This is a genomic window from Croceivirga sp. JEA036, assembly GCF_011882165.1.
Lineage (GTDB): Bacteria > Bacteroidota > Bacteroidia > Flavobacteriales > Flavobacteriaceae > Croceivirga.
Genome location: NZ_JAATON010000007.1, coordinates 15,161 through 32,993, shown reverse-complemented (window position 1 = coordinate 32,993; position 17,833 = coordinate 15,161). Strand labels below are relative to the sequence as shown.

Genomic DNA, 17,833 nt, shown 5'->3' with positions numbered 1-17,833 from the left:
GTGCTTAAAGTAAAAAGCAGCCTAATGGCTGCTTTTTTTATTTTAATCTAGGAGGATTGTCTAACCACATATTGTTTTTGACTGCCGTAAACATTTCTGAGCCTGTAAGTTCTTTTCTGTTGTACACCACCGGAGTAAAACCTTTAGCCGTAGCGCCCGTAATTTCTTGTAAACAGCGTGCTAACAGAGGCTCTGTTTCTTCGCCCAATACACCGAGGTTACCATAATCTTCTCTTTGGTAAAAATCTGGTGCAATACCTGCGGTATAATCAGAAAATCCATCTGCATTTTCATTGCGACCTACCAAAGGTTGAATAGCCCAGCTATTATCAGGATTGATGTTACCTTCTCTGGAAGAACGGTAGATATAACTATTATCTGGGTCGTCTACCATGGTAATGGAAAACTCGTTCTTACCTCGAGTAGTATCACCTACCTTTATCATTTCTATATACGGATTTAATCCGTTTATCAGCAATTCACTTGCAGAGGCAGTTCTGGCAGAGGTGATAACATACGCTTTAGATAAATTCAATGTGTTTAAAGCAGTGCCGTCTACATCGGCAGCAAAATAATCTTCTACATCTGCAGGGTCAAACTGAGCCTGAATTTTATCATTCCAGCGTTGTTTTATGTAAAGGTCACTTGTGTTTGTACCATAAACCATACTAGCCAAAAGGCGACTAGAATTTACAGAACCTCCAGGATTGTATCTAAAATCTAGTACTAATTCTGTAGCACCATTGGCTTTAAACTCAGCAAAAGCGTTATTCAATTCTTTATCGTACTCATTGGTGAAGCCATTGTACATTAAATAGGCAATTTTTGTTCCCTGTACATCTAATGTTTTGGCTATTAAAACAGGATTTTCTGCTAAACCTTCAAATTTGGTGAGGCTAACCTCTTCTTCAAGCTCTGTAATTTCACCTTCATTAAACGTGGCTAAACCCAAAGTGTAGGTGTCGTTACTGCCAAAAAGTAATTCTGTATAATTAGCATCTGTGAGCTGTTGCCCATCCACGCGATTAAAAATATCGCCACGAACAATATCTTTGTTAGAAGCATCAGAATTTGGTACTATATAACGTACATAACCAAAAATATTAGATCCTTCTGGGTAGCGTACCAAGCCAAATTCTAATCCATTACTTTTAGAAATACCACTAAGGTTGTTGACCAAAGTTTTATAATTAGGATTAGAAAAGCTAAAACGGTCTTCTTCTACTTGTAAGTTTTTGTAAAATAATTCAGGGTCGCTGGTTTGCGCTAGATAGTCTTGATACTCTTCTTCACTGCTAAAGCGGTCGTCTGCTAAATCGTTGACGTCTTGTTGCCAAAAGTACCAAAGATTCATAGCGCGCCACATAAAGTTTTGAGTGACAACATTGTTTTTTACTGTGACGTCATCGTCATTATTGCAGGCAAGTATCGATAAACCTAAAAGTAATAGGGATAAAATTTTTAACTTTTTCATACAAACATTTTAAAGGGTAAAATTTAGTGATAATTCATCAATAATGCATCACATTATATATCAGTTGTAGCATAAAACATGCCAATTATTTTAAAAAAAGGTAGTTTGCCTTGTAACAAATTTAAATGAGCATCGTCTGCATTATAGAAACCACCTTAAAGGTGTTTTAAACAATCAACCAAAAAATGAAACAACAAGAGTTTTTAGCAACAGTAATGCCTTTTAAGGATAAGCTGTATAGACTAGCAAAAAGGCTCCTTGTCTCTAAAGAAGAGGCAGAAGATGCAACTCAGGAAATTCTGTTGAAGTTATGGACCCGTAATGAGGCTATGACAAAGTATAAAAGTGTAGAGGCATTTGCTATGACCATGACTAAGAATTTTTGCTTGGACCGCCTAAAAAGCAAACAAGCAAGTAATTTAAAGTTAGTGCATAGTAATTATGAAGATGAAGGTAAAAAAGTACAGAAACAGATAGAGCATGCCGATAGTATTTCTTGGGTAGAAAAAATTATGGAAGAGCTCCCAGAGCAACAGAAAATGGTGTTGCAGCTCAGAGATATTGAAGAATATGATTATGAAGAGATAGAACAAATGTTAGATATGAAGCCTACGGCAGTAAGGGTAACCTTGTCTAGGGCTAGAAAAGCAGTGAGAGAAAAATTAATACAAAAACATAACTATGGAATCGCATAAACACATAGAAAGTTTAGTAGAAAAATATTTGGAAGCCGAAACTTCTTTGGCGGAAGAAAAAGAGTTACAAGCGTATTTTGCACAAGAGCAAATAGCACCACATTTGGTACAATACCAACCTATGTTCAGCTATTTTGCTAATGCCAAAAAAGAAACCTTTACAAAGCAGATACCATCAAAACCTAGTAAAAAAAGAAATTTTGGGTGGTTATCTACGGCGGCAGCGGTAGTTGTGGCCATAGGAGTATATTTTGGACAAGATACGTACCGTAAACAACAAGAACAGAAACGCATAGAACAAGAACAAGCTATGTATGCCTACCAAGAAACCAAAAAAGCATTAAATCTATTGGCAGAAAACTTTAGTAAGGGTACAGAGAAAATAGCTTATTTAAAAGAGTTTGAAGCTTCTAAACAAAAAATTTACAAAACAAATTAATAAGAATAAAAATGAAAAAGACAATTTTAATTGTATTGGTAGCTATACTTCCTATCTCTGCCATGGCACAGTCACTTTTTGATAAATACGAAGAGTTAGATGCGGTAACATCTGTGGTAGTAAACCAGAGTATGTTTAACCTTTTAGCTAAAATAGATGTAGAGGTTAATGACCCAGAAGCGCAAGACTTTGTGGATATTGCCACAAGTCTTAAAAGCTTAAAAGTTTTTACGACAGATAATAGAGATATTGGTGCAGATATGAAAGTTTCTGTAGACAAATACTTAAAAACAGCTTCTTTGTCTGAGTTAATGCGAATTAAAGATAAAGATGCCAATGTTAAGTTTTACATTAAAGAAGGTAAAGACAGTGACCACGTGAGTGAACTCTTAATGTTCATTACTGGAATTAAAGATGTAGAAGCTAACGGGCGCAAGTTTGAAACGGTTTTGCTTTCCTTAACGGGAGACATTGATTTAAATAAAATAAGTTCGTTAACCAAAAAAATGAATTTACCAGAGCAATTAAATGAAGCTGGTAAAAAAAGTAAGTAAATAATATACATCGGGTGGTGTAGCTGCCCGATGTTTTAAAACTATTCATCATCAATCTTAAAACAATCAATCATGAAAAAAGTATTAGCAACCCTTTGTTTGGCAATTTTACCAATTTTTGCAATAGCTCAATCTGTTTTTGATAAATATGAAAATTCTAAAGACGTAGCCACCGTGTCTATTGGTAAAGGGCTTTTAAAGTTAGCCTCTCATATAGATATTGAAACAGATGACCCAGAGGTAAAAGATTTTCTGAATTTGGCTAAAAACATAGACGAAATAAAAGTGTATGTCACAGAAAAATCTTCCGTAGCTGCAGATTTAAGCCATGCTGTAAAAGTACACCTTAAAGAAAGACGCTTAGAAAGTTTAATGAAGGTAAAAGACAAAGATGCCATTATTAATTTTTATGTAAAAAACACTAATAATGATGAAATTGTAAAAGAGTTATTAATGCATGTTGAACACAGAGATAGCCATAGAACCGAATCTGTTGTGGTGAATATTACCGGTAAAATTGAATTGGAAAAAATAGGTGCTTTAGTAAACCAATTGAATTTGCCAGAAGAAGTAAAAGAAGTAAAACGTAGTAAATAACAGTGGGTAAACTGGCTATTTTACCACCTAAAATCAACCAATATGAATAAAATTATAAAAGGGATAGCACTAGTTTGTGTGCTCGTATGCACGGCTTGTAGTGAAAAGCAAACTCTCCAAGAATATTATGTTGAAAATCAAGAAAACCCAAAGTTTTTAATTGTGGATATACCCGCAAGTGTGCTTAACATAGATGCGGTAGCCTTAACGGACACCCAACGAGAAGCCGTTAATTCTTTACGTAAATTAAATGTACTGGCTTATCAAAAAAAGGATGATAATGAAGCGGAGTTTACGGCAGAAAAGACCAAGGTTAATGCCATACTAAAAGACGATAGGTTTGTGGAATTGATGAAAATCAATACGCAATTTGGAAAAGGCGTGGTTAAGTATTTAGGGGAAGAAGATGCTATTGATGAGGTCGTTATTTTTGGCGCTAGCGATGATAAAGGCTTTGCAGTGGTAAGGGTTTTAGGAGAAAATATGAATCCTGCTCATTTAGTACAGTTAATCCAGGCTTTAGATAAATCTGATTTTAATGGGGAAGGATTAGAAGGAGTCGCAGACATATTTAAATAACACAATTCAGTTTTTAAATACTAAAATCCTGAACTACAGTGTGGTTCAGGATTTTTTTTGCGAATAATTCATCTTAAGTTAAGATTTACGTGTGACTTTATTCATACTTTGGTTTCTAAACTTACAAACACTATAAAAACCAATTAAAACATTATGGAAAACGCAGAAGTTTGGATAGAAAAAGGTATTGGCTTTGTAACTGAATATGGCCCTAAAATAATTGGTGCTATATTAATTTACATTATCGGTTCTTGGATTATCAAGAAGTTAACTGGTATGCTAAGAAAAGTGATGGCTAAAAGCAATTATGACGAATCACTTCAAAAATTCTTATTAAACCTAGTTACTTGGGGTCTTAAGATTTTTCTAATCATTACAGTAATATCAAAGTTAGGTGTAGAAACCACAAGTTTGGCTGCAGTAATTGCCGCAGCAGGTTTGGCTGTAGGTCTAGCCTTGCAGGGTTCACTTAGTAATTTTGCAGGTGGAGTGCTGATTATGATTTTTAAGCCTTATAGAATAGGTGATTTGATAGAAGCTCAAGGCGTATTAGGTGTAGTTAAAGAAATAGAAATTTTTACGACCAAGTTAGTTTCTCCAGAGAATAAATTAATTATAGTGCCTAATGGTGCTATGGCCAATGGCAATATTGTTAACTATACTGCTGAGGGCAAAATTAGAGTAGATACCGTTATCGGTGTTGGTTATGGAGAAGATATAAAGAAAACAAAAGATGTGTTGTTAGAGGTACTAACCTCTAATCCAAAAGTTTTGCAAGACCCCGCTCCTTCTGTTAATGTTATGGAATTAGCAGATAGTTCTGTAAACTTTGCGGTAAGACCATTTTGTAAGCCAGAAGATTATTGGGATGTGTATTTTGCAACGTGCGAAAATTGTAAGATTGCGCTTGATAAGGCTGGTATTGAAATTCCTTACCCACACAGTGTGGAAATTCATAAAGACGCTTAAATTACGTCCCCTATATATTTTAAAAAGCCCTGTTATAGTATTAAACAGGGCTTTTTTTTAATCTATATTACACTGCTAAACACCTGTGTAATTTGCGGGTGTTATTAGCTTTAATTCTTCTTTAATAGCTGCGCTAACTTCTAGCGTGTCAATAAATGCAGCAATAGAATCTTTTGTTATTTTTTCATTGGTACGGGTTAATGCTTTTAAGGCTTCATACGGATTAGGATAACTTTCTCTTCTTAATACCGTTTGTATTGCTTCTGCAACAACCGCCCAATTGTTTTCTAAATCTTCATCAAACTTAGCTTTATTTAATACAAGTTTGTTTAAACCTTTTAGTGTAGATTGTAATGCTATAATGGTGTGCCCAAAAGGAACGCCCACATTACGCAAAACGGTACTATCTGTAAGGTCTCTTTGCAATCTAGACACAGGTAGTTTTGAGCTTAAATGTTCAAAAATAGCATTTGCGATACCTAAATTACCTTCAGAGTTTTCAAAATCTATAGGATTTACCTTGTGGGGCATAGCAGAGGAGCCAACCTCACCTTTTTTAATCTTTTGCTTAAAATAATCCATAGAGATGTACGTCCAAATATCTCTATTTAAATCAATGTAAATTGTATTAATTCGTTTTAGGCCATCAAACAAGGCGGCCATATGGTCATAATGTTCAATTTGTGTGGTAGGGAAAGAGTGATGTAATCCTAATTTGCCCTGCACAAAATTTTGCCCGAAAGCTTTCCAGTCAATAGAAGGATAAGCCACTTTATGTGCATTATAATTACCCGTTGCACCACCAAATTTTGCAGCAGAGGGAATATCGTTTAGCAAATCAAATTGTTGTTTTAAACGCTCTACAAAAACAGCTAATTCCTTTCCTAACCTGGTAGGAGAAGCAGGTTGCCCGTGGGTGCGTGCTAACATAGATACATTGTCCCACTCTTCTACCAATGCCTTGAGTTTATCTAAAACTTCTAAATGTAGGGGTACATATACCGCATTCATGGCGTCTTTAATAGAGAGCGGAATTGCTGTGTTGTTAATATCCTGAGAGGTAAGTCCAAAATGAATAAACTCTTTATGTTTTTCTAAGCCTAATGCATCAAATTTTTGTTTTATAAAGTATTCCACTGCCTTAACATCATGATTGGTGGTTTTTTCTATTTCTTTAATAGCCAGCGCATCATTAGCAGAGAATTGCTTGTAGATTTCTCTTAAGGCATCAAATTTAGAGGAATCAAAATCTGCGAGTTGCGGTAAAGGAATTTCGCATAGTGCGATAAAATATTCTATCTCTACCAAGACACGATACTTAATTAGAGCTTCTTCAGAAAAGTAGTTACCTAAACTTTCGGTTTTATTTCTATACCTACCATCTATAGGAGAAATGGCATTTAAAGGACTTAAAGACATTTTGTTGCAATTTTAAAAGCCCAAATATAGCTAAACTTAAAGAGTCCTTAACCTTGTTTTTGTAGCAAGTCTAGCGTTTTTTTTGCCCTACTTTGGTAACCCGCAGTACCTGTATGTATTTCTGTTTCTAAAATAGCTTGCAATTGCGGATGTATCCACAAAAAATCCAAGCCTAAATAATACAAACTAGTCATGGCAAATACCTTTGTGGCCACCTTGTGCTCACCAATTAACCAATCAAAACAAAGTGTAGTTAATGTTTCTAGATGATTTGTTTGTATAACCTGTCTAAAACTAAAATGTTTCTCTTTGTAATAAGCAATGCAAGTTAGTTGTAATATATGTGCAAAGGGTCTAAGGCAAGATTCTGTTTTTACCGTTGCAAGTCCCTCTATATAAAGATTTAAATAGGGGAGAAGGAGGGTCTTTTCTTTTCTTAATGTGTGGTCTAGAACCCAACTTGCATTAAAACTGGTTTTAAGCGCGTCTTGTTCAAAGCTTGTAGTGATAAGCGGGTGCATTAGTTCTGGTTTATCTAGAACGAGTTCTACTAATGTTAGTATTTCATCTTTATTTAATCTTTTTTGATTGAGTTTTTGAACAAATGATGCTGTATTCATTGGTTTTATTTCAGCAGTTCTTGTACAAGTTTTGGAACACCATTAGCGGCTGTTTCTTGTATTATAGTAAGCTTGTCAAATTCGTTAGTATTTACGCTAGGGCTTGGGTCTATAAAGTAAATAGGTGTGTTGGGTTTGGCATAATTAACTAAACCCGCTGCGGGATATACTTGCATGGAGGTGCCTATAATTATAATTATGTCAGCTTTCATGGTATAGGTGATGGCTGGTTCTAGCATGGGAACTAGTTCTCCAAACCACACAATATGGGGTCTTAGCTGATGTCCTTTTTCGTCCAAATCTCCCAGCATTAAATCACCTTCCCAATCCAGAATTAAATCTTCATTTTTTGTGCTTCTTACTTTAAGCAATTCACCATGGAGGTGTAATACATCAGTACTACCAGCTTTTTCATGAAGGTTATCTACATTTTGTGTTATTATTTTTACTTCAAATTTTTCTTCCAATGCAACTAAGGCTTTATGACCAGAATTAGGTTGTACGTGGTGCAATTGCCTTCTTCTTTGATTGTAAAAATTGAGCACCAAAGCTGGATTATTTGCAAATCCTTCAGGTGTAGCTACCTCTTTTACATCGTGACCTTCCCAGAGTCCGTCTGCATCTCTAAATGTTTTAATACCGCTTTCCGCGCTCATGCCAGCGCCAGTTAAGATTGCTATTTTTTGCTTCGCCATAGTGTAAAAATACCATTTTCACTATCTTTCTCGCTATGTTTGATTATGATTTATTAGCGTACTTACAAGGTTATCTTACCGAGGAGCGTAAACTTAGATTCGAAGAAATTTTGGCCAATCGTACCAATTACTTAACCGTGGCTATAGAAGATGTGTATCAGTTGCATAACACAAGTGCAATAATAAGGAGTTGTGATGCCTTTGGTATCCAAAGTGCACATGTTATAGAAGATAGATTTGGTAAGCGATTAGATAAAAATATAGCCATGGGAGCACAACAATGGGTAGACGTTAAAAGATACGGTACACCAGAGGCTTGTCTATCTTACTTAAAAGCAGAGGGCTATGCAATAGTAGCAACAACGCCACATGGCAATTGTGTAGATTTACCAGATTTTGAGTTTAAGGGCAAGACAGCACTTTTTTTTGGTACGGAACGCACGGGCCTAAGTGACGCAATTTTACAACAGGCAGACTTGAATCTTAAAGTGCCTATGGTCGGTTTTTCAGAAAGCTTAAATGTTTCAGTATCTGCAGCAATCACAGTACAGGTTTTAGCAGATAAATTGCGTAAAACAGATTTACCTTGGCAATTGTCTAAAGCCTTTTTGCAAGAGAAGCGATTGGATTGGGCTAAAAAATCTATTAAAAGCGTAGAAGGAATAATTGAACGTTATTTAGCGGAGCGATAAAAGTTGTATATTTAAATTACAACCTAACACCATATTAATTATGTACATTTTCCTCTACGTTGTCATCAGCTTGCTGGCGCTTATTTTGTTATTAACCCTTTTGGCTCCAAAGGAGTATGATGTTTCTCGTTCTATTTTCATCAACAAGCCAAAAGCTGAAGTTTTTAATGTGTTACGCTCTTTAAAAGAGCAAGATACTTGGTCTCCTTGGGCTAAAAAAGATCCGGGTATGCATAAAGAATATCGTGGTGTGGATGGCGAAGTAGGTAGTGTTAGTTATTGGAATGGCAACAAGGAAGTAGGGGAAGGAGAACAAGAGATAACCAGCATAAAGGATGGTGAACGCATAGAAGGACAATTACGTTTTTTAAAACCTTTTAAATCAGAATCTAATTGTTACTTTATTACGGAAAGCGTAAATCAGGGAACTAAAGTAACTTGGGGATTTAACGGAAAAAATAAATTCCCGATGCGTATTATGATGTTGTTTATGAGTATGGATAAAATGGTTGGTAAGGATTTTGAGGAAGGTTTGGCTAGTTTAAAATCCAAAATGGAATCATAATTATGGATACTTTAGTAGGTTGGTTTGAGATACCGGTGGCGGACATGTTACGTGCGCAAAAATTTTATGAGGCAGTTTTTAATTGTACTATAAATGTTCAAATTTTTGGAGGAACTAAAATGGGGTGGTTCCCGCAGGGCGAAACTAAAAATGGGGCGTCTGGTTCTTTAATTGAACAGCCTAATCATTACCAATCTAGTGCTACTGATGGTGTACTAATCTATTTCAATTCTGTAGACGTACAGCATACGTTAGATAGGATTGCCAAGGCAGGTGGAAAAATATTGAAAGAGAAAACTTTGATAAGTCCAGAAATTGGATTTATGGGCTTGTTTTTAGATACTGAGGGGAATAGAATAGCACTACATTCTAGAACATAAGGAGCTTAAGTTAGTGTAGTTTATTTTCCTTAGGTTGGTGAGCTATAATGCAATATCAACCATCTCTTTTTTAAGATTAAAGTTCTTTTTTCTAATTACTCTTTAAATTTTAGTTTCAGCGATTTACTGAATTTTAGCTAAAATAGCTGTTTTGCAAAGCAAAGTTAACGCCCTTAGTAGGTGGTTTACCTTCCATATCCGTGTTAGATGACGATAGCATCATGATTGTTTTGGATAATTTTTATATGATTGTCGGTTGCTAAATTGAGTTTTTAGATTGTTTACAGGTTAAAAAACTAAGGAACGATGAAAATAAGAACAATAATAGGTGCTTCTTTCGATAGAATTACTGTTTTAATTCTAGTAATGCTGTATCGTATTCATTGTCTAAAACAACTTTTCCATTTTTAACTACAACCTCTTGTTTAGAATAAGTGTCATATAAAAGGGTGCCATCTCCAAAGAAGCCTTTAACAGAAAGTGCTTTTTTACCGGTTGGTAAATCTAAACCAATTACCACCTTGTCTCTCATTTCACCCTCTGTAAAACTTCTGGAAAATACATATGGTTTCTGAGAAAGTCTTTTGTGCTTACCCATCCCCACAGCCAAGTGGTTTCTTCTAAACTGCCCTAGTTTCTGCCAATGGGTATGAATACGTTTTGTAGTTGCTAAGCTATCTAGGTCTTGCCAGTTCATAGGAGAGCGCAAATTAGCATCGCCAATGGCACCTTCTACTTTTAAAGGGCGCATGGTTTCGTCACCGTAATATACTTGAGACGCACCTGGAGCTAACAAGAGCATATTTGCAGATTTGTACGGTTTGGTGCGGTCAACATCAAAAGGCGAGCTATCATCATGGCTACTTATGTAATTTAGAAACCCTTTTCCTTTAAACTTTGTATGTAGTAAATAACTGTATTTTCTAAAAACGGATTCGTAGTCTCTTTCTGCATCACTACGGAGCTCAAAATTGATTAAGGCATCAAATCCATTAGCAAAATAATCTACTTTTTTATCACCAAAGTCGTACATTCTTCCATTAGAGATGCCATAGAAGTATACTTCACCAACCATGTAAAAGGGTTGATTATCAAACACTTTTTCGGGATTTTTTTTCTTCCAAAGATTAAAGGCGTAATCGGCTTCTTTTCGTAATTCTCCCCATGCGTTTTCATTTACGTGTTTTACCGTATCTACTCTAAAGCCATCTACACCAAACTCGTGAATGTAATCTGTTAGCCATTTTATGATATAAAAACGTGGAGCTCTAGGGTATCCAGTCCTTTCAAAGAAGCGATTAAGTTCATCTAATTCCTTAGATAATCGGCCTTCCTTTTTCCATTTTGCTAATAATGCATCTGGTAATTCTACGGCTTCATCAGATTCGGTTAAAATATCTGGTAGATTTTCTACTAAAGTGCAGGCTGTTGTACCTTCATAACTTTCAAAATCGCATTGAGGACTTGTTCTTACCCATTCTTTTGGCCATACGGGATCTAATTCTGTAACAGGTCCAGTGTGGTTCAAAACAACATCTAATAGAATACGAATTCCTTTTTTGTGTGCAGTTTCTACAAGTTGTCCTAGTTCTTTCTTAGAGCCAAAATTTGGGTCTATCGTTGTCCAATCTTTGGTCCAATATCCATGGTAACCATAGGTTTGGCCCGTACCTTCATCAACACTTCCTTGTATTTGTTCCACAACAGGTGTAAACCAAATGGCATTAATACCTAAATCCGTAAAATACCCTTCTTCTATTTTTTGAGTAATACCAGCAATATCGCCACCCAAAAAGCCACGTAGAATTGCTGTAGAATCTTTACGTTCAAAATTGATGTCATTTTCGGTTTTACCATTATTAAATCTATCGGTAAGCAAAAAATAAATATTGGCAGCATCCCATTTAAAAGGCGTTTGTTGATGGTTAACTACGGCGGTGGTTTCTACTTTTTCTATCTCGGGCGCTGTTTCTTTCTTTTGATTTTTGCAACTACCCAATAAAGAAAATATAGCCATTGCAATAAGTAGTTTTCTCATAGTTGAGGATTTTGGCTAAAGCTATAAAATGCCCTTCAGAAAATAAAAAAAAATTAAGGGGTATGGGTATCAAACTATAATTTGATGTCTTACCTACGGTTTAGCACTTTATATTCTTCATAACAACTACTAATGGCATCAAGGATTTGCAAATCATTAGCGGTTTCTATAAATGAGCGTGAATAATTACAATTGTTTAGAATATCCTCAATATCCATCTTATCTAATTGTAATAACTGTGTAAGCGTTTCTCTATCAAACTTAGATGCTAGTAAATCGCGAATATTATCGTCCTCTTTCATCTGTCTAAGCTTGCGCATTTGCGCAGGTTTTTTACCAAAGAGGTTTCGTAATAAATCTGCAGGATTCATGATAGCTCCTAATACCTTAGTTACTGCTCCAGGGTTTTTGTTACCAGCCTCATAACTTTTATTAAGGCCAGAAATACTGTATTGATACCCTGTGTTAATAGGTAAGTTTTTTACATCTATTTCTAAGTAGCCCGTTAGTTGATATGGTCTTACAACCACTTCTTCTAACGCATAGGCAAGTTCTGTTAAGGCTACTTTGGTGCCTTGAAATTTAAACATGTCGTTGGTAACTCTAACTTTTTGAGGTTTAAAACCTAAGAAAGTAAAATAAAGAGTGTCGTTTACCGCTGCTTTCACGGTAAACTCACCCTTTTCATTCGTTATAGTACCAACTACTTTATTAAGGTTGATGATATGTACGCTCTCTAGTGGAAAATCAGTTTGAGCGTTGACAACTATGGCTTTTAATTCGCCCTCCTGTGACTCTGCATCATTGGTTTGCGCTGTCAGCGCTCCAAATAATAACAGAAAAATGGGCCAAATACGTAGGTTCATCTAATAATTTCTATGGTAAAATTACAAAACAACAAAAAATTAAAAGCTATGCCTACTTTTTAGCAAGGGATTAACTAAAAAAATCCGCCTCCCTTTTTTCCTTTTTTACCACCTTGTCCGCCACTTCTTTTCTTTTTAAAATTGCCGCCGCTACTATTACGGTCGCCTCTGCGTCTGTCACCGCCTCCGCGTTTACGATCTCTACGCTTACCTTTTCCTCCGCTTCGACCACCGGGGTTTTTAGAAACCTCTACGTTGACAAATCTGTCATTAACTTTAAATTCTTTAAAGGTCTCTAATACCATTGGAGCAAACTGTGCATCTGTATTAAAGAAAGAGAAGGTGTCTTTGGTATCTACCTTAAAAATATCATCACGGTCTAAGCCCAGATTATCCCTTAAAAAATCTTTGAGAGACATCCAATCATAGCCATCTTTTTCACCAACATTGATAAAGTAACGTACAGAGCCTTCTGTAGGAATTTCTCCAGGAGAAGAATCACTTCCTCTAGAACTACTATTAATATCTTTAGATTTGTTGTAGTAGTTGAAGAACCTTGTAAATTCTACAGAAACAATCTTTTTTATCAACTCTTCTTTATCAAGATTTTTTAGAACATCATTGATAGCTGGTAAATAGGATTCAATTTCTGGATTAATCGTAGTGTCTCTGATACTACTCGCTAAATGATACAATTGTATTTCACAAATTTCCATTCCGCTTGGAATTTGCTGCTCTAGAAATTTAGTTTGTATTTTCTTTTCTATAGCCTTTATCTTACGTATCTCACTACGGGTTACAATGACCATAGAAATACCAGATTTACCCGCTCTACCTGTTCTACCGCTACGGTGGGTGTAAGTTTCAATTTCGTCTGGTAGTTGGTAATTAATTACGTGGGTAACGTCATCAACATCTATACCTCTAGCAGCTACGTCTGTAGCAACAAGCATCTGTATTTGCTTTTTTCTAAAGGCATTCATTGCTAAATCTCGCTGATTCTGGCTCAAATCACCATGCAAGGCACCTGCATTGTAACCGTCTTCAATCAGTTTTTCAGCAATCTTCTGAGTATCCCTCTTAGTCCTACAAAATACTACTGAGAATATACCAGGATTGGCATCTGCCAATCGTTTTAATGCAGCGTATCTATCTCTACCACCTACAACATAATATTCATGCTGTACAGTATTAGCGCCAGAATTTTTTGAACCAACCGTAATTTCTTTAGGTTGATGCATGAATTTCTTAGCAATTGTAGCAACTTCTTTAGGCATGGTTGCAGAAAACAACCAAGTAGATTTCTCTTTTGGGGTATTAGATAAAATATCTTTTATGTCTTCATAAAAGCCCATGTTCAACATTTCGTCGGCTTCATCTAGAACACAATAATCAATCTTAGAAATATCTACCATTCCACGACCAATCATGTCTTTCATACGGCCTGGAGTAGCCACTACAATTTGCGCCCCTCTTTTAATTTGTTTTGCTTGGTCTGTAATACTTGCACCACCATAAATGGCAACAATGTTAAGGCCCTTCTCATATTTAGAGTAAGCCTTCATTTCTTTAGCAATCTGCAAGCAAAGTTCACGTGTAGGAGATAGTATTAACCCTTGTGTGGTTCTACTTTCCGTAACAATTTTCTGAATAAGCGGAAAACCAAATGCTGCAGTTTTTCCAGTACCAGTTTGTGCTAACGCAACCAAATCGGTCTCGTCTTCTAATAAAATAGGGATAGCTTTTTCTTGAACCTCAGAAGGAGTTTCAAAACCCATGTCTGCAATAGCAGAAAGTAATGAGGCGTTTAGCCCCAAAGAATCAAAATTTGACATAAATAGTTTATAAGTACTCGCAAATACGTGTGTTGCATGGAGCGTAATTACCTATAAACCAAAGCTCTGCGCAACACCCCAATCCTGTTATTTAAGGACCATCGGCGTAAATTAAGCGGCAAAGGTACGCTTAATTCTTTAGTTGAAACGATTTAAGTGAGATTTCTTTTAAAAGTGACTGTTTATGAGGTTTTTAAGAAGGCTAGCAACTTTTCTAAAGCTCTAGCGCGGTGACTAATGGTGTTTTTTGTTTGTAGTGGGAGTTGAGCAAATGTTTGGTCATAGTTTTCTGGAATAAAAATTGGGTCGTACCCAAAACCTTCTGTTCCTTGTTGTGCTAAGGCAATTGTTCCATGAACTTCCCCGTTAAATTGGTGTTTTTCTTTAGAATTTAAATTCAGCGCAATTACGGTCTTAAAATGTGCTTTACGATGGTCTTTATTTTCCAATGCAGCTAACAACTTATTCATATTGTCGTTTGCATCCTTTTGTGGGCCAGCGTAGCGAGCTGTATATACTCCAGGTGCGCCATCTAAGGCATCTACTAAAAGTCCTGTATCATCTGCAAAACATGGCAAATTGTAGGTTTTGGTAACATAATCAGCTTTAATTTGTGCATTGGCTTCCAACGTTAGACCAGTCTCGGCAATTTCTTCTGTACAGCCAATCATATCTAGGGTTACAAGCTCAATATGGTTAGGCATAAGCGCTTTTATCTCGGTATACTTATTTAGGTTATGGGTTGCGAAAACCAATTGCATAGTTGTAATTTTAGCGCTAAGGTAAAATTAGAATAGATGAAATTAAAATTGATTCCTGCATGGGTCACCGTTGTATTTGGTTTAGCAATGTTTGGTGTAGCAAAATTGTTGCCTTTTGGGCAATTTACCTTTTTTGGGCAGCAATACCTTATGTATGGATTGGTTTGCTTGGCAATTTGCATTGCATTAGCGGCATTATTGCAATTTAAAAATGCCAAAACTACTATAAGTCCGGTTGCATTACAAAATACAACTACATTGGTTACTACAGGTATTTATGGGTATACTCGCAATCCTATGTATTTGGCTTTATTATTGGTTTTATTGGCTTGGGGCTTGTATCTAGGTAATGCCTTTAATACTTTGCTTGCAGCGGGCTTTGTGTATTACATGAATGCCTATCAAATTATACCAGAGGAGCAAATGTTAATTTCAAAATTTGGTAAAGCATATAGAAGTTATTTAAAGGGGGTAAGACGTTGGTTTTAGTTTGAAAAAAAGAAAGGGAAATCCTTTTTTTGATAGGTAAAACGTAATGCGAAACACATTTTAAAATCAAATTGTTAATTAGTAGATGGTATTCTTGTTTTTTACTGAATTAAATCTGCTACCCAACTATTAATCCTTAATTTTACCGTCTATTCTGAGAACCTATCATGATAGCAACTAGTAGAAAATATATATTTGATTTTGACAGCACCTTGACAAGGGTAGAGGCTCTGGATGTCTTGGCAGAAATGACTTTAAAAGACAACCCAAAAAAAGATGAGATTCTTCAAGAAATACAAAATATCACCAATTTAGGGATAGACGGAGAGATTTCTTTCACGGAGTCTTTAGAACGAAGAATTCGTTTGCTCAATGCTCATAAATCGGACTTAAACGATTTAATAACAGAACTACGTCAAAAAATCTCCAAATCCATAGAAGAAAATATGGATTTTTTTCATTCACATTCAGATGACATCTACGTCATTTCTTGCGGATTTAAAGAGTTCATAGATCCAATTGTAGAAGAATTCAACATTCCATCAGAAAGGGTGTATGCCAATACTTTTACGTTTGATGGGAATGGAGCTATCGTTGGTTTTGACCGTGAAAATGTGTTGTCTTCCCATAATGGAAAAATACAGTGTTTAAAAGACTTAAACTTAGAAGGCGAAGTGCAGGTGATTGGTGATGGTTACAGTGATTATGTAATGAGAGAAGCCGGTATTGCCGATAAGTTTTTTGCATACACAGAAAATGTGCATAGAGATAAAGCTGCCAACAATGCAGATTATGTTACTCCTAACCTTAATGAATTTTTATTTGTGAACGATTTACCTAGAAAAATATCTTATCCCAAAAACAGAATTAAAATATTATTGTTAGAAGGGGTGCATCCAGACGCATTACAACGCCTTTCTGATGAAGGATTTACTGTAGAATTATTAAAGCATGCTTTACCGGAAGATGAGTTAATTGAGCGCATTAAAGGAGTACATGTATTAGGTATACGTTCTAAAACACAAGTAACTAAAAAGGTGCTAGAAGCCGCAGATAGATTGATGGTGGTGGCTGCTTTTTGTATTGGAACTACACAAATAGATTTAGATGCTGCTAAGAAAAATGGAGTAGTGGTGTTTAATGCTCCTTATAGCAATACCCGTTCTGTAGTGGAATTGGCTATAGGGCAAATTATCATGCTAAAGAGAAGCATTTTTGCTCGCAGTACAGAAATACATAAGGGGCAGTGGTTTAAAACAGCTTTGAATGCTCAAGAAGTAAGAGGAAAAAACCTTGGAATTGTAGGGTATGGTAATATTGGTAAACAATTGTCTGTGCTGGCAGAGGCCATAGGTATGCATGTGTATTATTATGATGTGGCAGACCAGTTAGCTTTAGGTAATGCCACCAAGTGCAGTACTTTAGAAGAGCTGTTAAGTATATCTGATGTGGTTACCTTGCATATAGATGATAATAAAGCCAATAAAAACTTTATTGGTAAAGAAGAAATTGCGCAAATGAAAGATGGCGCAATGCTAATAAATTTATCTAGAGGATTTGTTGTGGATATACCTGCCTTGGCAGAAGCCTTAAAGTCTGGAAAAGTAGGTGGTGCTGCAATAGATGTGTATCCAGAGGAACCAAGAAGTAACGGTGACTTTACGACAGAGTTGGCTGGATTAGAAAATGTTATACTAACACCGCATATTGGCGGCAGTACAGAAGAAGCACAACGAGATATTGCTGATTTTGTCCCTAATAAAATTATGGATTACATTAACTCTGGAAATACGGTAGATGCGGTGAACTTCCCAAATATTAGATTGCCAAAACAGAAAAATGCACATCGTTTTTTACATATCCATAATAATGTGCCAGGGGTAATGGCAAAAATAAATGAATTGCTAGCAAAGTACGATATGAATATCACGGGTCAGTTCCTTTCCACGGACCCAGATGTAGGCTATGTAATAACAGATTTAGATAAAGAATATAATACGGATATAATTAAGGAATTAAAAGCAATAGAGCATACAATCAAATTCCGAGTGTTATACTAGAGAATTCTGTTTACAAAAATGAATTGTTGACAGCAGTTTTATAGCGGTTCACAACATTTAGTATTGCGTAACAAATAACAAACCTATTTTGTAAGAAATTTCTTTA

The 17,833-nt window shown here is 35.8% G+C and carries 19 protein-coding genes; 11 read left to right on the top strand and 8 right to left on the bottom strand.

Annotated elements, in window-relative coordinates; all coding sequences use genetic code 11:
- Positions 1-37: 37 nt before the first annotated feature.
- Positions 38-1,474, bottom strand: a complete 1,437-nt coding sequence (locus HCO57_RS15080) for a S41 family peptidase (RefSeq protein WP_167989718.1) — start codon at positions 1,472-1,474, stop codon at positions 38-40.
- 185 nt (positions 1,475-1,659) lie between these two features.
- Between HCO57_RS15080 and HCO57_RS15075 the strand changes: the two genes are divergently transcribed.
- From HCO57_RS15075 to HCO57_RS15050, 6 genes are all read left to right on the top strand, one after another.
- Positions 1,660-2,169 (top strand): RNA polymerase sigma factor, encoded by a 510-nt coding sequence (locus HCO57_RS15075; RefSeq protein ID WP_167989717.1) that lies wholly within the window; start codon positions 1,660-1,662, stop codon positions 2,167-2,169.
- Positions 2,156-2,608, top strand: a complete 453-nt coding sequence (locus HCO57_RS15070) for a hypothetical protein (protein ID WP_167989716.1) — start codon at positions 2,156-2,158, stop codon at positions 2,606-2,608. Before HCO57_RS15075 ends, HCO57_RS15070 begins: the two co-directional genes overlap by 14 nt.
- An 11-nt stretch (positions 2,609-2,619) precedes the next feature.
- Positions 2,620-3,162 (top strand): DUF4252 domain-containing protein, encoded by a 543-nt coding sequence (locus tag HCO57_RS15065; protein ID WP_167989715.1) that lies wholly within the window; start codon positions 2,620-2,622, stop codon positions 3,160-3,162.
- A 72-nt stretch (positions 3,163-3,234) separates the two neighbouring features.
- Positions 3,235-3,759: a DUF4252 domain-containing protein gene (locus HCO57_RS15060; RefSeq protein WP_167989714.1), complete on the top strand. Its 525-nt coding sequence runs from the start codon at positions 3,235-3,237 to the stop codon at positions 3,757-3,759.
- 42 nt (positions 3,760-3,801) lie between these two features.
- Positions 3,802-4,338, top strand: a complete 537-nt coding sequence (locus tag HCO57_RS15055) for a DUF4252 domain-containing protein (RefSeq protein ID WP_167989713.1) — start codon at positions 3,802-3,804, stop codon at positions 4,336-4,338.
- A 153-nt stretch (positions 4,339-4,491) separates the two neighbouring features.
- Complete coding sequence (locus HCO57_RS15050) at positions 4,492-5,307, top strand: mechanosensitive ion channel family protein (RefSeq protein WP_167989712.1); 816 nt, start codon at positions 4,492-4,494, stop codon at positions 5,305-5,307.
- Between the two features lie 75 nt (positions 5,308-5,382).
- Here the strand turns inward: HCO57_RS15050 and purB are convergent, their stop codons facing one another.
- The 3 genes from purB to HCO57_RS15035 are packed head-to-tail and all read right to left on the bottom strand — an operon-like array spanning position 5,383 to position 8,041.
- The gene (gene purB / locus HCO57_RS15045; protein WP_167989711.1) at positions 5,383-6,726 is read right to left on the bottom strand and encodes an adenylosuccinate lyase; all 1,344 of its coding nucleotides are present in this window, start codon (positions 6,724-6,726) and stop codon (positions 5,383-5,385) included.
- A 47-nt stretch (positions 6,727-6,773) separates the two neighbouring features.
- Positions 6,774-7,346, bottom strand: coding sequence for an adenylosuccinate lyase (locus HCO57_RS15040; protein WP_167989710.1), 573 nt, complete (start codon positions 7,344-7,346; stop codon positions 6,774-6,776).
- Positions 7,347-7,351: 5 nt separating this feature from the next.
- Complete coding sequence (locus HCO57_RS15035) at positions 7,352-8,041, bottom strand: SIR2 family NAD-dependent protein deacylase (RefSeq protein WP_167989709.1); 690 nt, start codon at positions 8,039-8,041, stop codon at positions 7,352-7,354.
- A 35-nt stretch (positions 8,042-8,076) separates the two neighbouring features.
- Between HCO57_RS15035 and HCO57_RS15030 the strand changes: the two genes are divergently transcribed.
- The 3 genes from HCO57_RS15030 to HCO57_RS15020 are packed head-to-tail and all read left to right on the top strand — an operon-like array spanning position 8,077 to position 9,678.
- A complete protein-coding gene (locus tag HCO57_RS15030; RefSeq protein ID WP_167989708.1) occupies positions 8,077-8,733 on the top strand; it encodes a TrmH family RNA methyltransferase in 657 nt (218 codons plus the stop codon).
- 40 nt (positions 8,734-8,773) lie between these two features.
- Positions 8,774-9,298: an SRPBCC family protein gene (locus tag HCO57_RS15025; RefSeq protein ID WP_167989707.1), complete on the top strand. Its 525-nt coding sequence runs from the start codon at positions 8,774-8,776 to the stop codon at positions 9,296-9,298.
- Between the two features lie 2 nt (positions 9,299-9,300).
- Positions 9,301-9,678 (top strand): VOC family protein, encoded by a 378-nt coding sequence (locus tag HCO57_RS15020; protein ID WP_167989706.1) that lies wholly within the window; start codon positions 9,301-9,303, stop codon positions 9,676-9,678.
- Positions 9,679-10,024: 346 nt separating this feature from the next.
- On the opposite strand, the gene HCO57_RS15015 is transcribed toward HCO57_RS15020, so the two are convergent.
- The 4 genes from HCO57_RS15015 to HCO57_RS15000 form a co-directional block, all read right to left on the bottom strand.
- Positions 10,025-11,716 carry an alpha-amylase family glycosyl hydrolase gene (locus HCO57_RS15015; protein ID WP_167989705.1) on the bottom strand — a complete coding sequence of 564 codons (1,692 nt, stop codon included), beginning with the start codon at positions 11,714-11,716 and terminating at the stop codon, positions 10,025-10,027.
- An 89-nt stretch (positions 11,717-11,805) separates the two neighbouring features.
- Positions 11,806-12,582 carry a carboxypeptidase-like regulatory domain-containing protein gene (locus tag HCO57_RS15010; protein WP_136951544.1) on the bottom strand — a complete coding sequence of 259 codons (777 nt, stop codon included), beginning with the start codon at positions 12,580-12,582 and terminating at the stop codon, positions 11,806-11,808.
- Positions 12,583-12,656: 74 nt separating this feature from the next.
- Positions 12,657-14,417, bottom strand: coding sequence for a DEAD/DEAH box helicase (locus HCO57_RS15005; protein ID WP_136951545.1), 1,761 nt, complete (start codon positions 14,415-14,417; stop codon positions 12,657-12,659).
- A 182-nt stretch (positions 14,418-14,599) separates the two neighbouring features.
- A complete protein-coding gene (locus tag HCO57_RS15000) occupies positions 14,600-15,178 on the bottom strand; it encodes a non-canonical purine NTP diphosphatase (protein ID WP_167989704.1) in 579 nt (192 codons plus the stop codon).
- Between the two features lie 36 nt (positions 15,179-15,214).
- On the opposite strand from HCO57_RS15000, the gene HCO57_RS14995 reads away from it, so the two are divergent.
- Both HCO57_RS14995 and serA read left to right on the top strand, forming a co-directional pair.
- Entirely contained in the window at positions 15,215-15,667 is a 453-nt protein-coding gene (locus tag HCO57_RS14995) for a methyltransferase family protein (RefSeq protein ID WP_167989703.1), read from the top strand.
- A 167-nt stretch (positions 15,668-15,834) separates the two neighbouring features.
- Positions 15,835-17,727 carry a phosphoglycerate dehydrogenase gene (gene serA, locus HCO57_RS14990; protein WP_167989702.1) on the top strand — a complete coding sequence of 631 codons (1,893 nt, stop codon included), beginning with the start codon at positions 15,835-15,837 and terminating at the stop codon, positions 17,725-17,727.
- Positions 17,728-17,833: the final 106 nt, after the last annotated feature.

Coding starts and splice junctions, on each gene's coding strand:
- HCO57_RS15080 (WP_167989718.1), bottom strand. CDS start 1,474: ATGAAAAAGTTAAAAATTTTATCCCTATTACTTTTAGGTTTATCGATA.
- HCO57_RS15075 (WP_167989717.1), top strand. CDS start 1,660: ATGAAACAACAAGAGTTTTTAGCAACAGTAATGCCTTTTAAGGATAAG.
- HCO57_RS15070 (WP_167989716.1), top strand. CDS start 2,156: ATGGAATCGCATAAACACATAGAAAGTTTAGTAGAAAAATATTTGGAA.
- HCO57_RS15065 (WP_167989715.1), top strand. CDS start 2,620: ATGAAAAAGACAATTTTAATTGTATTGGTAGCTATACTTCCTATCTCT.
- HCO57_RS15060 (WP_167989714.1), top strand. CDS start 3,235: ATGAAAAAAGTATTAGCAACCCTTTGTTTGGCAATTTTACCAATTTTT.
- HCO57_RS15055 (WP_167989713.1), top strand. CDS start 3,802: ATGAATAAAATTATAAAAGGGATAGCACTAGTTTGTGTGCTCGTATGC.
- HCO57_RS15050 (WP_167989712.1), top strand. CDS start 4,492: ATGGAAAACGCAGAAGTTTGGATAGAAAAAGGTATTGGCTTTGTAACT.
- purB (WP_167989711.1), bottom strand. CDS start 6,726: ATGTCTTTAAGTCCTTTAAATGCCATTTCTCCTATAGATGGTAGGTAT.
- HCO57_RS15040 (WP_167989710.1), bottom strand. CDS start 7,346: ATGAATACAGCATCATTTGTTCAAAAACTCAATCAAAAAAGATTAAAT.
- HCO57_RS15035 (WP_167989709.1), bottom strand. CDS start 8,041: ATGGCGAAGCAAAAAATAGCAATCTTAACTGGCGCTGGCATGAGCGCG.
- HCO57_RS15030 (WP_167989708.1), top strand. CDS start 8,077: ATGTTTGATTATGATTTATTAGCGTACTTACAAGGTTATCTTACCGAG.
- HCO57_RS15025 (WP_167989707.1), top strand. CDS start 8,774: ATGTACATTTTCCTCTACGTTGTCATCAGCTTGCTGGCGCTTATTTTG.
- HCO57_RS15020 (WP_167989706.1), top strand. CDS start 9,301: ATGGATACTTTAGTAGGTTGGTTTGAGATACCGGTGGCGGACATGTTA.
- HCO57_RS15015 (WP_167989705.1), bottom strand. CDS start 11,716: ATGAGAAAACTACTTATTGCAATGGCTATATTTTCTTTATTGGGTAGT.
- HCO57_RS15010 (WP_136951544.1), bottom strand. CDS start 12,582: ATGAACCTACGTATTTGGCCCATTTTTCTGTTATTATTTGGAGCGCTG.
- HCO57_RS15005 (WP_136951545.1), bottom strand. CDS start 14,417: ATGTCAAATTTTGATTCTTTGGGGCTAAACGCCTCATTACTTTCTGCT.
- HCO57_RS15000 (WP_167989704.1), bottom strand. CDS start 15,178: ATGCAATTGGTTTTCGCAACCCATAACCTAAATAAGTATACCGAGATA.
- HCO57_RS14995 (WP_167989703.1), top strand. CDS start 15,215: ATGAAATTAAAATTGATTCCTGCATGGGTCACCGTTGTATTTGGTTTA.
- serA (WP_167989702.1), top strand. CDS start 15,835: ATGATAGCAACTAGTAGAAAATATATATTTGATTTTGACAGCACCTTG.